Source organism: Novosphingobium guangzhouense (assembly GCF_002896965.1).
Lineage (GTDB): Bacteria > Pseudomonadota > Alphaproteobacteria > Sphingomonadales > Sphingomonadaceae > Novosphingobium > Novosphingobium guangzhouense.
The window spans coordinates 1-14,825 of sequence record NZ_LYMM01000075.1 but is presented as its reverse complement, the minus strand read 5'-3'; the positions used below and the strand labels follow the sequence as shown (position 1 = coordinate 14,825).

Annotated in this window: 13 protein-coding genes; 2 read left to right on the top strand and 11 right to left on the bottom strand. The window is 57.6% G+C overall.

The features are described from left to right. Positions 1-114 precede the first annotated feature (114 nt). From A8V01_RS28390 to A8V01_RS24120, 9 genes are all read right to left on the bottom strand, one after another. Positions 115-678: a hypothetical protein gene (locus tag A8V01_RS28390; RefSeq protein WP_146037373.1), complete on the bottom strand. Its 564-nt coding sequence runs from the start codon at positions 676-678 to the stop codon at positions 115-117. Next, positions 653-1,255 (bottom strand): site-specific integrase, encoded by a 603-nt coding sequence (locus A8V01_RS24150; RefSeq protein WP_281256531.1) that lies wholly within the window; start codon positions 1,253-1,255, stop codon positions 653-655. Before A8V01_RS24150 ends, A8V01_RS28390 begins: the two co-directional genes overlap by 26 nt. Before the next feature lie 113 nt (positions 1,256-1,368). After that, on the bottom strand, positions 1,369-1,806 hold the full coding sequence (locus tag A8V01_RS24145) for an Arm DNA-binding domain-containing protein (RefSeq protein ID WP_103098818.1): 438 nt from the start codon (positions 1,804-1,806) through the stop codon (positions 1,369-1,371). A 330-nt stretch (positions 1,807-2,136) separates the two neighbouring features. Further along, on the bottom strand, positions 2,137-3,270 hold the full coding sequence (locus tag A8V01_RS29590; RefSeq protein ID WP_146037372.1) for an HNH endonuclease: 1,134 nt from the start codon (positions 3,268-3,270) through the stop codon (positions 2,137-2,139). Between the two features lie 34 nt (positions 3,271-3,304). After that, the gene (locus A8V01_RS28385) at positions 3,305-3,925 is read right to left on the bottom strand and encodes a hypothetical protein (protein WP_146037371.1); all 621 of its coding nucleotides are present in this window, start codon (positions 3,923-3,925) and stop codon (positions 3,305-3,307) included. A 24-nt stretch (positions 3,926-3,949) separates the two neighbouring features. Next, complete coding sequence (locus A8V01_RS24135; protein ID WP_103098816.1) at positions 3,950-5,164, bottom strand: phospholipase D family protein; 1,215 nt, start codon at positions 5,162-5,164, stop codon at positions 3,950-3,952. A 196-nt stretch (positions 5,165-5,360) separates the two neighbouring features. Beyond that, entirely contained in the window at positions 5,361-6,248 is an 888-nt protein-coding gene (locus A8V01_RS24130; RefSeq protein ID WP_103098815.1) for a plasmid partitioning protein RepB C-terminal domain-containing protein, read from the bottom strand. Further along, a complete protein-coding gene (locus tag A8V01_RS24125; RefSeq protein ID WP_103098820.1) occupies positions 6,241-7,137 on the bottom strand; it encodes a plasmid partitioning protein RepB C-terminal domain-containing protein in 897 nt (298 codons plus the stop codon). Before A8V01_RS24125 ends, A8V01_RS24130 begins: the two co-directional genes overlap by 8 nt. Further along, positions 7,134-8,708 carry a recombinase family protein gene (locus A8V01_RS24120; RefSeq protein WP_103098814.1) on the bottom strand — a complete coding sequence of 525 codons (1,575 nt, stop codon included), beginning with the start codon at positions 8,706-8,708 and terminating at the stop codon, positions 7,134-7,136. The genes A8V01_RS24125 and A8V01_RS24120 overlap by 4 nt, the downstream gene beginning before the upstream one ends. A gap of 66 nt (positions 8,709-8,774) precedes the next feature. On the opposite strand from A8V01_RS24120, the gene A8V01_RS28380 reads away from it, so the two are divergent. Next, positions 8,775-9,146 (top strand): hypothetical protein, encoded by a 372-nt coding sequence (locus A8V01_RS28380; RefSeq protein WP_146037370.1) that lies wholly within the window; start codon positions 8,775-8,777, stop codon positions 9,144-9,146. Between the two features lie 815 nt (positions 9,147-9,961). Here A8V01_RS28380 and A8V01_RS24110 read toward each other — a convergent pair. After that, entirely contained in the window at positions 9,962-11,401 is a 1,440-nt protein-coding gene (locus A8V01_RS24110; protein ID WP_103098812.1) for an aromatic ring-hydroxylating oxygenase subunit alpha, read from the bottom strand. A 148-nt stretch (positions 11,402-11,549) separates the two neighbouring features. Then, entirely contained in the window at positions 11,550-13,835 is a 2,286-nt protein-coding gene (locus A8V01_RS24105) for an ATP-dependent helicase (protein WP_245892801.1), read from the bottom strand. A 132-nt stretch (positions 13,836-13,967) separates the two neighbouring features. On the opposite strand from A8V01_RS24105, the gene A8V01_RS24100 reads away from it, so the two are divergent. After that, positions 13,968-14,540 carry a hypothetical protein gene (locus A8V01_RS24100; protein WP_103098810.1) on the top strand — a complete coding sequence of 191 codons (573 nt, stop codon included), beginning with the start codon at positions 13,968-13,970 and terminating at the stop codon, positions 14,538-14,540. Positions 14,541-14,825 lie beyond the last annotated feature (285 nt).

Sequence of the window (14,825 nt, the reverse complement as noted above, 5' to 3'; positions counted from 1 at the left end):
CAAAGCCAGAAAGGAGAAGCCAGCATCTTGAACCCGCCGTTCAACGGCAGCACATAAACCACACCCACCCGGGTCACTTCTCAATGGAAACCCCGGGTCACTTCTCAGTGGCAATCAACAATGGGGATACCTTCCGTCGAATTTCTTGGATTTCTTGTCGTAGGTTCCCCTGCTTGGTTTCAGGTTCGGCAACGCCCGATCCAGGGCCGCCGCTGAGGCTACTACGATATGGTTCCGGATCAGCAGACCATGCGGCAGATCGTGCTTGCGGTAAGTAACAAGCATGACGGCGACGTGGCGGGCCAAGAGTCGCAGATGCTCCAAATGCCGCGTTACCTCGTCGAGATCGGGCATGAGGTCAGGTGCCACTTCTTGGGGCCATAAGGACAACAGGTGGCGACAATCGGGACCCAAAGCGGGAATCAGCTTATCGAGTGGATTGAGGACTTGCGTGTCGATCCAGTCGAGGCGTTCTGTCAGCGTATGGCTTGAGGGCGAACGATCAAGTTCCGAAGGTGTTATGGAGATGATGCGACGAAATTCCCGTCCAAGTGGGACGAGTTCGTGCTTAAGCCGCGCTACAGCGTCGAGGTCTTTCGCGACGCCGGCAATTTCTGCCAGCTTCGCGATGGCTGCATCTTTAAAGGGCTCGTCACTTTCCTCGGTCGAATTGTTCAAGCGTGTGCCCCCAAGCCTCCAATGCGTCCCGCCGTTCGGCGTCATACCCGTACCGATTGTAGACCGCAGCCACACCAGAAATCGTACCTGAAATGTGGTTTAACACCTTTTCGATGACATGGGGCGCAACGCCAAGCCGGGCCATTCCCGATGCACCTGTGCGCCGTAAGTCATGAAACCGCCAGTCGCTCGTCCCAGACGTTTCGTGAATGCGCCCTATCGTCTTGCTGAAACAGCTGATGTGCGTGCGCTGCGTCGTCGTGAACACGAAGTCGCATTCGAGGAAGCGCGGCGCTTCAGCCAAGAGCTTCAAAGCATAGCCGCTGAGGGGCACGACATGTTGCTTTCCGTTCTTCGATAAGTGTGCAGGGATGACCCAAATTTTGCCTTCGAGGTCGATGTCGCTCCATTTCATCTGCGACACCTCACCACGACGTTGTGCGGTGGCGAGCAACAACAGCACGAATTGCCTGAAAGGGTACGCCTCGACCTCACAAGCGCGCATCACAGCCCTAACCTCATTGTCATTCAAAACACGATCACGTGCCTGCTCGCGCGTCGGAGCTCTAATTCCCATAACAGGGGAGGAATCTACGATACCTCTCTCAACGCACCAATTGTACAGTTTGCGCAGGTTTGAATGGATGCGATTTGCCTGATACGCGGCGCCACGCTCAATCGCACCATCCATCAAGCCAAGAATATAGCGCGTGTGACACGGCGAATGTCTTGCTGCCCATGCACAGCTACAAATTCGCGCTGCAAGATCCTTTCTGCTTCTTGCCGACTGCGATTTCGCGGCTTCGCGTACTGCTTGATAAAATCCTGGCAAACCGCTTCGACACGCAAGCTGAGCTGGCGGCGACGTGTTGCAGGATCAATGCCCTCGTCGACATTACGAAGGGCCTCCAGCGCCTTCTCGCGCGCCTGCAAGAGACTGATACGTGGATACACCCCAAGATGAAGACGGCGCTGCTTCAAACCGTATCGATACTTCACGGTAAATGTTTTTTGCCCCTGCTTGCCCACACGCACGCTGAAGCCGGGACACAATAGGTCATGAACGTCATAGCGTCTCTCGGCAGGTTTTAGAGCATCGATCGTCTTTGCAGTAAGTGCTTTCCGCATGTGTCGTTCCTTTCAACGACACCTTAAAAAACATGGTTTTCAGCCAATCTCAAAGAATTTTCTAATCTCTCGACAGCGTGCAACAGAAAAGTTCAGGTTGGAACCAGATGCCGACCACCGGGGGTAGTGAAAACCGACCTTTCACACCCATCTCCCGACCAGATCGCGCCTCATAAAATCTGAAATTTTAGCAATCAGGGAATCACCTTATAGCGCGCATCATTACGACTACAACAATAGTAACGAATCCCGATTTTCAATTCTACTGCCCTTGGGGCGGACTAAATTTGACGAAATATTGATAATTTATTCAAATGGCACTGCAATTGGTCAATCCAAGATGCGCTTAGGGTAGTCATGTAAACGACTAACGCGCGCGATCACCGCTTTACGGAACTCTTTCTTATCCTCGGCATGATGAAGCCTGCGATGGCAATTCGGGCATGCTGCGATCGAATTATCCACGGTGTCCGGTCCTCCTTCAGACAAAGGGCGAACATGATGAACTTCCAAATATGGCAGACCATCGGGGCGGTTGAATGGCGCAGCATCACCACAGGCTTCGCACAAGCCTGCAGCGCTCTCGTTGACCCATGCAATCACATTAGGGTCACGGACAAAAGTCTGACTGGATACTGTGACACGGGAGACCAATTTGTTTCCCGAAGGCGGTGACAGTTTGGCAATCCGCTGGGCCGCCGATGCAATTCTAGTCTTTAGATCTACCTCGTTCGCTGTTGGCTTTTCCCAAACCTGCGCACGCGCCCAATGCAGATTGATCAAAGTTATAATGCTATCCTTAACCCGTCCAACATTCTTGAGCGGCGGATAACCTCCAACGAAGGGCAATCCGAGCTCCTCGATCACCGCTGAAATATTCTGCATTCGGCGCTCATAAGCCGCTTCCCCCCGCTTAGGCAGGGATTCGCGCAGCACATTGCGCCGCAGCAGTGATTTATTGACCGACGCGCCCTCTTGCCATGCAAGCCACAACTGTCGGTACGCACGAACACACGCATCCAGTTCGGTAAGCGACCAGCCGGCGTGAGGCTCTTTCCTTGAAATAGCCGCCCGCGCTCCTTCGGCGCGGAATGCCCCAGTGACAGGGTCAAATTCCAGCAGGTTCATGGTGAGCGTTTCATCGGGCCATCGCATCACAGCTTTACGTGGAATTGCGGTAGGATCCTGAGCACGCAACATGACCACCTGAAACGTTCGACTATCATGCCAGACCTGCTCAAGGTGATTCCGTCTTGTCTTGTTACCGCGCTGGGAGGCCCATACCGCAAGCTTGGGATGATCGAGGTAATCGACGCGAACCACAGTTCCGTCGTCTTCGATCTCATCTTCCCACAACGTAAGGACCGTGATTTGACCGTCAGGGCTCTGCGCCGACCAGGCATATCGGTCACGGGTCTCCGCTCCGAGATGTCGAAAAGCGTCCACGACACGCCATTTTTTCAAAGCTCTTTATCCTACTGCAACTCTGCGTTGTGGGCTATGTATCCGCCAACACGATCCTTGGTTGAGCGGCAATCACCAAACCTGGATTCCCTAATTCAGCAAAATCAATGGCATGACCAGCGCCCGCAGCTGCAGCCGCTGCGAGATTGATCGATGGTTCGTGCCGGATCGCAGTTTCAAGATGCGGCCATCCCGCGACAAAAGCGGCTACGGCTAGTTCCGCATCACCGGCATGAGATTGTGCCTTGAGATGACCAGAGACGAACGCCTCCCAGATCAACAGCTGCATGTCTCCTTGGGCGAACCTGCTGGTACATGTAGTGGCGCACAGTGCTCCCATTCGAGCAAACAATGCGTCAAATATCCAGGCCATATTGGCGATGCCAGCTGCCATCGCACCGCAACCAGCGCCTGCCGACCACGGCCGCGACATGGCCGCTTCGATCCCGCCACGATTGGCCGTCATCGTCGGGAAAGGGCGTCTTCGCGGCACCCACAGCGGTGCTTCAAAACCAATCGCAACCGGCTCGTCGGCAGAAATGGCAGAGGCGATGGCGTCGAGTAATATGGTGGGCTCGCCGCAACCAGAAAGTCCGGTTGAGGTACTCCAACCCATCTTGAGTGCGCTACCGACATCGATTGCAGCGACAAGCATTATGCCTCCAGCTTTTTCATAAGCTTACACCGGCCGATAAAGCACGGCATCGAGCAAGGCGACGCGGCACTCCCAAAGCTCACCCTCGGCATTGTCCGGCTTGTCCGCGTTATACCAGTCAGAAAGCCGCACGATCTCGATGACCTTGTCCCAGTAATCATCTAGGGTCAGCGTCGTCCGCGCGAAACCCATCCGCCCCGCTGCCTGGGCAATGTTCGGCTTGCACACGCACAGAAATACATCGGGTCGTTTCATAGCCAAAAGACGGCTGGCCGTAGCATAACCGCCAACCCGGTCAGCGCCTTTGAACGCGCGTGTGAAATGGCGGGAAAAAGTCTTAAAATGATGCCGCAGAACTTCTCCCTTCTGAGGCACACTGTCGATCGCCTGCGCAAGATGACGATCATTGGCGATGACCAGATTGGCAAAATTGCCCATGCCGCGCATGGAACCAAACCACCCCCAATCACGGGCTAGGTCTGCCCCGTTGCGTTCGTTTCGATCTACAACCAACCCTGCGATCGCTTGACGCTGTCCAAGTGAGAGGTCGGCGAATGATCGCCGGGAAGCGAACCATTCTTGAGCGACCCGCAGCAGCTCGATACTGTCTTCGACATCGTGATATTGAGAAGCCTGTATCTCGCTGACATAATTCGACCAACTCATAGAGGTAAGCGACGATGACAGCGCAGAGGGTTTGACTTTGTGCAAACCTTCAAACGGATCGTGAGGAGGCTTAGGCATTCGCGCGGCTCGCTTGCAGCTTGCCCGATAGGCGATTGCGAAGTCGGCGGTTACAGCTTCACCCAGATCAGCACTGCTGCGGGTAAATGCTAGCAGATCGCGAAAGAACGGATCGCTGACGTTCCCCTCAACCAGCACCGCAGCTTCATGGTTTTTACCCAAACCTCCAAAGGTGAAATTGGCACTTCCGACCACAGCCACGGCGCTTTCACCCGATACGAAACCATAAACCTTTGGATGATAGGTGCCGCCGGAAAACTTCGTCGCTACTTTAGCGCCTGCCACGCCTATCAATTCATCAACCAGGTTCGGATCGGTTTGACTGAAGGCCACGCCGAACGTGACATTTCGGAACTTTTTTGGATATTTCAGCAGCTTCGTCGCGACGCCTGTGAGGCTTCCCCATGCGACCGCCCAATGAAATTCCTGATGATGATCCATCAATTCCGCCAGAACCGAGCGCACATTTGAGGCATCAAGGAATTGTAATTTCATGAAAAACACCTGGCTGGATAACAACCCCTTCGAAATGCTCCGAACAAGTTGAAAAAGGGGAAACATCAAGCCAGAAATTCGCCACCCCTCACATTGCGGTTATGTCACTTTGCCGGACATCCCATGTCGATGCTGAAGATCGTCGGGCGTGGATGAGATCGGGCGTTATGTAAAAATTCCGCCTAGGCATCTGCCCTTATGCAGCCTGATTGAATTCGACGTGCTTTTGAAACTCGCTGAGAATCTCAGGATACTGTTGGGCCATATGCCTCACCACCCGCGCGTTACTCAGTAATTTGCCGACATAGCCAATTGCGACCACCAGATCGAGGTGATCCTCGCCGTACCTCTGTTCGATAACCTTGAACTCGCGATCCAGATTTTCTGATTCACGCTGCATAATAGCGATTTGGTCTGTGGTGAGACCTCGCGGTTTATTACGCTTTTTGGCGACCAAAAATTCATCTGGCGTCGAGGCAACAAGGCCTTTTGCGTAAGATAGCGAGAAGCGAATCATGGCGATCATCGCTTGCGCTGCTTCAATTTGCCGTATTGGTTTGAGGCGGCGCAATTCACCAAACACATTGAGAGGGACATGGCGATCCTGCAGAAGATCTGCGACTTCCGGACAGATACCGACGAGCAGATTTCGCTTATGCCTAATGCTGTCAATGTTGACGTTCAATGCGCGCGCAAGTCTTTCCTCCGAAACTCCCTTCTTTATGGCATTCAATATCATCTTATGTTCTTGAATAGCCGCGATCCGACTTACACGCCGATTGTAGGTAAATGCCTCGTCATCCGTCGCGATCAAACACACAACCTCGTGTTCTCCACGCGTACGTAAAATGTCGACCCGCAAATGACCATCCAAAAGGTGATATTTTTCGCGCTCGCGCGCATCGCGCACAACCACAGGGGGCTCAATAATGCCAACCTCACTGATCGAAGCCGCGATTTGATTATACTTTATGGTTTTGCGAAGGGCATCGGTCACGTCGCGCAACGGCAAGATCGCTGCAAGTGCGATGCGAAGGCTGGCTTCCTCAAAGCCAAGCTTCACAGGAATAACAGGCTTACGCATGATAGGGCTGTCCGCGTCTCGCGAGTCGGTCTGCGATGGCCTCTGGCATCGTTCCCAGCGCTTCGTCTTCGAGCAGCCCCGTAAACGTGTCATCCATACGCAGACGATGTAGTGCCTCAACGATAAGCATGAGGCGGTCATGCGCACCGTTGGCGCGGCGAATCAGAGCTCGCTTACGTTCAACATCTTCGCGATAGGCCTTTAGCAATGACGCGGTGGAAAGCCGGCTGCTCTTCTGAGTGCTAACCTTCAAGCGCTTCCCACGATGCCGACGCTCATCGATCAAACGCCTGGCAGCGATGAGCTTTTTCCCTTTCAGTTCGCCTTTCTCATAAGCCGTGTGGAGTGCGCGCTGCACGCCTTGGTCATCGGACTCAGCAATGTCGACGGCCACCGAAAGCGGGATTGTACGAGCCTCGACCGCGCGCAACAGCCTTTGCTCCCCCTGATCCATCAGACGCGCGACGCCGTGCACATAGTCATAAGAGAGCCCAGTTTTGCGCGCGATTTCCTGGTGCGAATACCCGCGCTGCGCCATGCCGCCGATGTCTTGCAGTAGGTCAATGGTCCGGTGCTGCCGGCGGGCGCAGTTCTCGACCAAGCTTGCAATCATGCAGTCTTCCGCGTCAGCCCCAACGACTAGTGCCGGGACTTCACGCTGGCCGAGATGTTGATAGGCTTCCAAACGGCCCTGACCGCAGACGAGATCATAGAAAGGGCCGTCCGATTCAATGCGGCGGGTTACGGTGATTGGCCGCTTCAAACCGATCGTCGCTATATTTTCGACAATTTCGAGGAAGACGCGCTGGTTGCGGACGCGCGGGTTCACGACCGTAATCCGATCGATGGGAATCCATTCGATACGCTGGGCCGGTTTTGCCGATGTCATGCTGCTCTCCGCACTGGCACCCGTGCCGCCATGCGCCAAACAGGGTCAGCAGTGGGAAATTGGAAGGCATCGAGCGACAGCCCGTTGTGTTCGCACAGCCGCAGCAGCGCCGCTTCAAGAGTCAGCCGCGGCAGGACATAGTAGTCTCGGACAGCTTCGTTCGCTTCATTCATACGCACCGTCAGAACGATGTCGGGCTTAGTCGGAAAGTCGAGCTTGACCTTCCATCGCAGCGAACCCGCACCCGTGGCAAAGCATCGCGCAATCGCCAGCATCACGGTGAATTCATCGTTGATGTGTAACAGCTCGCTTTCGGGGTCAAAACGCGCGGTGCCACCGAACCTCTCGATCCCCCCAATGAGATCAGCCAGCACGTTGGGATGCGCAGCGCGGAGGCGACGGTTAGCCTCGATGTATCGATAGTCGTGTCGCGGCGCGAAGCCTACCAACGCATACGCGCGTAATAAGCTACCAAACCGCTGCCGATAGGTGCTGCTTGAAGGCGCGTTATCGAATTCGTCTATGATCAGGCCCGAGAGCGTCTGGTTTAGCGCTAGAATTGCGCGCAATTTTGCCAACATCTCATCATCGGACAAACGGGCACAGCGCTGTTCGATAATCCTTTGCGCCTGATCGAACAAATCTTTGTCCACGATCGGCGAAAAAGCGCCATTGTGCCGTATCCAGTTGTCAGCAGGGTTTAGGACATGCTGTTGCTTTAGCTTAAAGGATGTGCGCGCCCAGACATTGTTACCAATATACTTCTCATTGATAAGCAGTTGGTGAACCGTGCCGCGTGTCCATTGCCGCCCCAAATCGGTCAAAACTCTCCTGGCGTTCAGTAAGGCTGCAATCTCGGCTTCAGTTTTGCCGTCTTGCACAAACCATAGATAGACTTGGCGAACGATCGTTTGCTCATGCTCTGGACCGGGCGTGAGGACGACACGGTCCGTCTGGATGCTTTTGTGTTCACCAAGTCCTAAAAGGCCTTTCTGCCGTCCATCTTGATCGACAAGCGTCCGCCGCAGCCCGAAGCCTGCCGCTCCACCCTGTCGAAAACCAAGGCGAACGAGATTCGCTTGGCCCGCAAACACCTTCACGGAAAGCTCCCGGCTGTACTCGCCTGCCATGGCCCGTTTGACGGTCTTGATGATAGAGGAGCCTATGCTGCCATCGTTTTCGAATTGCTCGGTACAGTAGTGGACGGAGATGCCGGCTCGCCGACAGCGCAGCTCATAGCTGGCGGCTTCATCAGGATCCTGAAAACGCCCCCAACGACTGATGTCATAAACGAGCACGGCCTCGAAGTCGGCTTCCCCATTCTCGATGTCTCGAATGAGTGACTGAAGGGCGGCCCTACCCGAAATGTTCAGCCCGCTCTTGCCCTCATCTGCGTATGTCCGAACGATTTCATAGCCCCGAAATTCCGCATAGCGCGCGATCGCCTCGGCTTGGTTGTCGGTGGAGTACTGCTGGTGCTCAGTCGACATGCGCACGTATTGCGCGGCCCGAATCAGTGTTCGGGCATTGTCCTGCTCAGCTGCACCTGGCTCGTCCCAACGAATTATCATGGAGCTTTCCGCTCGAAATCGGCTCATTGAAGTCCCGCTCTCAATCTACAAGAAAGGAGCGGGAGAATGCTTCCTGAAAGCGGCAGAAAAGTACGCGCTGGGCAGCGCCTCACAACCGCAGAATTCGCTGAGCGGATAGGCTTCGCATTGCGATCCCAACTGGGCACCAGCCGTCAAGCTACGAAAACCGTCATGTCTTGGACCGGCGTTTGTGATCGAGCGGCGCGAACATGGATCAATGGCGGCGGGGGTATGAGTGGGCTTCACCTCATTCACCTTGCGCAGCATTCGGACGAAGTATGGCGCTTGGTCCTTGAGCTTTCCTCTCGCCATGAAGCTGGTCTCAATTTCGAGGTTCATGCCGTTGAGGTGGCTTTGGCGAAGGCAATGGGCGCGGTCGAAACGGTAAAACGCCAGATGCGATTGCGCACGCCGTGATGGGGTCGGAGGGACGAGCCGTGCTCAAATCGCGATACGGCCTTTTAGTCTTTTAGGGGTCTTAGTTGAGCGCTATAAGCCCTTTTAGGGCTCAACCGATTCGGGACTTGGAGAAAAAGGTGACCAAAGAAGAAAAGGAAGCTCTGAGTCATTTGCGCAGAGCCACAAATGACGGTCAGGATTCGGTTGTCCTCGCAAGTAACCTCGAAAACCAATTCGCATGGGACCGAGCAGAGGCCACAAGAACGATTTCGGCTTGGCATAAATACGGATGGGGTCGCCGAATCCTCGGCCGTCGCGGACATGACACTCGGTTCTGGCTAAGAGCCTCAGGCGTAGCGGCTATCGATAAGGCTAAAGAAGAGAACGTGCGCTCAATCCCGGAAGAGGCAGCAACCGTCCTTCCTTTAGTTCGCCATTCATTCCAACTTCGTACGAACCTAGAGGTATTCTTCTCGCTTCCGATAGATATGACGGAACGAGAGGCGACGAGGCTTTCGCGGTTCATCGAAACGCTACCGATTTGAAATTCGATGAGAGAAACAACGGGGGCGCAGGGGGGTATCAGGAGCGTTGGTTACGTTGATGGCTGTTGCACCCACATGCAATGATATGAAGGTTTTCGGATCGCAGGATTCTGTGATCCAATGACCCCTCTGATGCGATTTGCATCTATCTGCTGAGAGTTTAAGGCCAGCTTTTAATCAGCGGGTCACAGGTTCGAATCCTGTCGGGCTCACCATACCCCGCAACGTGACATGAAAACGGCCCCGCAGGTTCTGCCTGCGGGGCAGTTTGCATTTCGGAACCGGGGCTCAGAAGCCCAGGTCTTCGATTCTCCCGTCGAAATTGCCGCCCAGCTTGTTGTTCGCCGCCGCCAGCTTTTCGCCGGGGACGCCCGCAAGGTAGCCGTCGATGATGCGCTGGTAGTTGCTGATCAGCCCTTCGACCCGGCCGGAAAGGCGCATGAATTCGAAGCCGGAGGCATGCAGCCCCTTCTGCTGGATCGGGATGTTGGAATAGTCCTGCCGCGGGATGGGCGGGAAATCCTGGCTGTCGAACGGCAGCACGATGGGCTCCATCACCGGTTCCGGCTCTTCGCCTTCGGGGAAGAAGGTCAGTGACCAGATTTCGAAGAAGCAGCTTTCCGGGCCGAGCGGGCGGATGCGGTAGGCCGACATCGAGCTGAAGTAGGGCAGCAGGAAGTAGTGCGGAAACAGGAACTCCACTGCGTTGACGGGGTCCGACTGTGCCACTGCGATAAGATCGGGAATCGGTTCGCCGCGTTCCTTCAGCTGAGCCGAGACCTGGTGCATCACCATTCCCAGCCACATCATCATGGCCTGGCCCTTGTCCTCCGGCAGCCCCTGCGTGGCGTGCTGGAGGGATTTGGCGATCGCCACTTCCTTTTCGTGGAGCATGCCCGCCATGCCTTCGCTGAGCAGTTCCATGTTCTTGATCTGCGCGGCGATGTTCTCTTCAAGGGAGAGTGCCGGGTCGGCCATCATCGGATGGCGATCGGGGTTGTCGGCCATGGCGTACATCGAATCGTACATGGTCGGCACCGCATGCTGCAGTTGCGGGTGTGTCTGCATGACGTGGTAGCCTTCCATGAAGGCTTCCATCGCGATCTTCCAGTTCGCCGGAAGTACGGTGCCGTAGCACCATTCTGCGCGCAGCTTGTGCAGGTTGTGTGCCTCCAGCCGTTCGGCCACCGGGCCAAGGCTTTCGCGAACGGAGGGGGCATCGGCATCGTGGTTGATCCAGACGCAGCCGCCGTAGACTTCGGCGCGGCAGGGGATCAGGTTGATGTCGTCCTCGTCCATCTGGCGTTCCGAGAACAAGTGCTTGCCGTAGACCAGCGTGTTCTCGCCATCCATGTTCCAGCGCCAGCCGTGGAACGGGCAGACGAACCCGGATTTCGCGCAGTTGCCATGCGCCGTCGCGTGCGACGAGCCCAGCGGCGATCCGCCCGCGAAGGGCACGCCGCGATGGCGGCAGGCATTGTTGAAGGCTTTGATCCCGGTGCTGGTACGCACGACGATCACGGACTTGCCGACGTTCTCGTACTCGATCCAGTCACCCACTTCGGGGATCTGCTCTTCGCGGCAGGCCATCTGCCAGACGTGGGGCCACAGGTGGTCAAGTTCAGCCTGGTAGAATTCGGGATCGTAGTAGCGCTTTACCGGGATGCGTTCGGGATCATCGACCGGGAATGGCACGGGGCGCAGGCCGCCGTCTGCTGATTTGAGCACTTCCCAATACCTCTCGCTGTTACTCTCGTTCGTGTTGAACCAGTGTATAGCGTGAGGTTGGGGAGGCAATCACCACCCGCCCTGCGGTGATCGCGGGCGCGGTAATTGGGCTTGATTGGTAGGGAAGTGAGGAGGGTGCCTTACCTCTTCAGGCCGGTTTGACGAAGCTGTCGAGCACGCGCTTGTTGCCGGCCTGCTCGAATTCGATTTCCAGCTTGTTGCCTTCCTGAGCGACCACCGCACCATAGCCGAACTTCTCATGGAAGACGCGCGCGCCCACGGCGATGTCGGTGCGCGGCTTGGCGGCGAAGCTGGCGGCGGAGCGGGTGCTTTCGACCACGCGCTTGGGCGTCGCGTCGTATTCCCGCGAAGCCGCGCGCTGCCAGCCGGGGCCGCGCGTGACGATGCGCGAAGGTTGCTGGCGCGCCACGTCGGCAAAGGGATCGGAATGCTCCGACCACTGCGCCCGCCACAAGGATGCGCCGCCGGTCAGCGTGGTCTCGCTATCGACGTGATCCTCGGGCAGTTCGGCAATGAAACGCGAGGGGATCGAACTGGTCCACTGGCCGTAAATCCGCCGGTTCGCGGCATGCAGGATCGTGCACTTCCTTTTCGCCCGCGTGATCGCGACATAAGCGAGGCGGCGCTCTTCCTCCAGACTGGCAAGCCCGCCTTCGTCCAGCGCGCGCTGGGAAGGGAACACGCCTTCTTCCCATCCGGGCAGGAACACGTTGTCGAATTCCAGCCCCTTGGCGGCGTGCATGGTCATGATCGTGACCTTCTCCTCCTCGGCCGCGTTCTCGTTGTCCATGACGAGGCTGACGTGCTCAAGGAAATCGCCGAGGCTGTCGTATTCCTCCATGGCGCGGGCAAGTTCGGCGATGTTCTCAAGCCGCCCGTTGGCTTCGGCGGTCTTTTCCGCCTGCAGTGCGTCGGTGTAGCCGCATTCGTCCATGACGGTGCGCAACAGGTCGGCGGGGCCTTCGGTGGCGGACAAATCGCGCCAGCGGGCGAAATCGCGCATGAGGGCAAGGAAGGTATTGCGCGCGCGGGCTGGAAGCTCGTCGGTATCGGCGATCTCGATCGCGGCGTTCGACAGCGGGATGGAGCGAGCGCGCGCCAGCCGGTGCAGCGCTTCCAGCGCCTTGGCGCCAAGGCCGCGCTTGGGGGCGTTGTAGATGCGTTCGAACGCAAGGTCGTCGGCGGGCTGGGCGATGACACGCAAATACGCCAGCGCATCGCGGATTTCGGCGCGTTCATAGAAGCGGAAGCCGCCGACGATGCGGTACTTCATGCCGATGGATATGAAGCGGTCCTCGAATTCGCGGGTCTGGTACTGCGCGCGCACAAGGATGGCGATCTGGTCGAGCGGGGCACCCTGACGTTCCAGCCGTTCGATCTCGTCGCCGACGCGGCGGGCTTCCTCCGGCCCGTCCCAGACGCCGACGACCTGCACTTTGTCGCCCGCATGGCGCTGCGTCCACAAGGTCTTGCCCAGGCGCTGCGTGTTCTCGTCGATCAGGCCCGATGCGGCGGCGAGGATCTGCGGGGTGGAGCGATAGTTCTGCTCCAGCCGGATCACTTTCGCGCCGGGGAAGTCCTTTTCGAAGCGCAGGATATTGGCCACTTCAGCACCGCGCCAGGAATAGATCGACTGATCGTCGTCGCCCACGACGCAGATATTCTGGCGGCCTTGTGCGATCAGGCGCAGCCACAGGTACTGGACCTGGTTGGTGTCCTGATATTCGTCCACCATGACGTACTTGAAGCGCGTCTGGTACTGTTCCAGCACGTCCCGGTGGGTGCGCAGGATGTTGAGCATGTGGAGCAGGAGATCGCCGAAATCGCAGGCGTTCACCGCCTTTAGCCGGTCCTGATACAGCTTGTAGAACTTCTGGCCCTTGCCATTGGCATAGCTCTCGTTCTCTCCGGCATCGAGATCCTGCGGGTTGAGGCCGCGGTTCTTCCAGCGATCGATGCAGCCGGCCAACTGGCGGGCAGGCCAGCGCTTTTCGTCCAGACCCTCGGCCTGGATCAGCTGCTTCAAAAGGCGTAGCTGGTCGTCGGTGTCGATGATCGTGTAATTGCTTTGCAGCCCTACCAGTTCGGCGTGGCGGCGCAGCATCTTGGCGGCGATCGCGTGGAAGGTGCCAAGCCAGGGCATCCCCTCCACCGCAGGGCCGACGAGGTGGCCCACACGTTCACGCATTTCGCGGGCGGCGCGGTTGGTGAAGGTGACGCACAGGATCTCGCTTGGCCAGGCGAGGCGGCTGCGGACAAGATGGGCGAGGCGGCGGGTGAGCGCGGCCGTCTTGCCGGTGCCAGCGCCCGCCAGCATCAGCACCGGGCCTTCGGTGGTCAGCACGGCCTCGCGCTGGGGATCGTTGAGGCCGTCGATCAGCGGATCAGATGAGGGATCTTGCAGATTGTTCACCGTGAACAACTAGGGAACGGCGTGGCCCGGTGCAAGCCCGCTTCGTCGCGCGCGGGGAACAATTGCCGGTGTCCGCGTGTCGTTCGATCAGAACGAAGGACCTTCGATCCGAACAAATACGGAGAGTGCGATATGCGAAAAGTTCTGCTCGCCGGTGCGGCTGCTCTGACCCTGACGGCGTTTCCTGCCGTTGCGCAGAACATGCCGCCGCCTCCCGCCGCCCCTTCGGTTGCCCCCACGCTGACGCCCGAACAACAGGCGGCGTATGATGGGTGGACGCCCGCGCAGAAGGGTGATTACGAAAGCTGGCCGAATGACTACAAGGTCTATTACTGGACGCTCCGCGCGGACCAGCAGAAGGGCTACTGGGCGCTGACGCCCGACCAGCGCGGCCAGATCTACAAGATGACGCCCGAGCAGCGGCAGATGGCGTGGAATTCGGTGATCCAGCAAATGAAGGGGGAAACTCCTGCGACGCCGCCGGGACAGGCAAATCCTCCGGGAGCGGGCGTCCCCACCGAAGGCGTGCCGGATCCGCAAAGCGCAGGACAGGCCGCGCGCCCGGCGATGCCTGCGGACGAAGACTATCAGGGCGGCCCTTACAAGGGCGCGCTGACGCCGCCGCCTGCAACCGCGATGGACAAGGATTATCCGGTTTGCAGCAGGACAGTGACCGACAACTGTCGCAATCGCGGCGGGAAGTAGGCGCGCATAGGTGGGTGTTTGCGGTGTGGGGGCAGGCCCCACGCCGCACGCGCATACGCCATTGCCCGCTGGCGAGTGCGGGCCGTTACGCCGGGGGAAGGCAACGCAATCCGAAAGTAAAATCGGGTCGGCGTCGGGAGCGTCCACGCAGGGACGCGGGGGGTTGTGTTCCGCGGCTCAGGCGAGTGGCCGGGTAGCAGCGGGCAGCCCGGCTCGACCAGCATTCCATCGAACTCGTCCCGTATGACCGACGTCAGGGTTCGCGTCTTGAGCGGCCATGGGTCA

Bases quoted from the DNA above. Each gene is read 5' to 3' on its own strand.
- A8V01_RS24120 (WP_103098814.1), bottom strand. From the start codon at position 8,708: ATGATAATTCGTTGGGACGAGCCAGGTGCAGCTGAGCAGGACAATGCC.
- A8V01_RS24130 (WP_103098815.1), bottom strand. From the start codon at position 6,248: ATGCGTAAGCCTGTTATTCCTGTGAAGCTTGGCTTTGAGGAAGCCAGC.
- A8V01_RS24150 (WP_281256531.1), bottom strand. From the start codon at position 1,255: ATGGGAATTAGAGCTCCGACGCGCGAGCAGGCACGTGATCGTGTTTTG.
- A8V01_RS24125 (WP_103098820.1), bottom strand. From the start codon at position 7,137: ATGACATCGGCAAAACCGGCCCAGCGTATCGAATGGATTCCCATCGAT.
- A8V01_RS24145 (WP_103098818.1), bottom strand. From the start codon at position 1,806: ATGCGGAAAGCACTTACTGCAAAGACGATCGATGCTCTAAAACCTGCC.
- A8V01_RS24135 (WP_103098816.1), bottom strand. From the start codon at position 5,164: ATGAAATTACAATTCCTTGATGCCTCAAATGTGCGCTCGGTTCTGGCG.
- A8V01_RS28380 (WP_146037370.1), top strand. From the start codon at position 8,775: ATGCTTCCTGAAAGCGGCAGAAAAGTACGCGCTGGGCAGCGCCTCACA.
- A8V01_RS24100 (WP_103098810.1), top strand. From the start codon at position 13,968: ATGCGAAAAGTTCTGCTCGCCGGTGCGGCTGCTCTGACCCTGACGGCG.
- A8V01_RS28385 (WP_146037371.1), bottom strand. From the start codon at position 3,925: ATGCTTGTCGCTGCAATCGATGTCGGTAGCGCACTCAAGATGGGTTGG.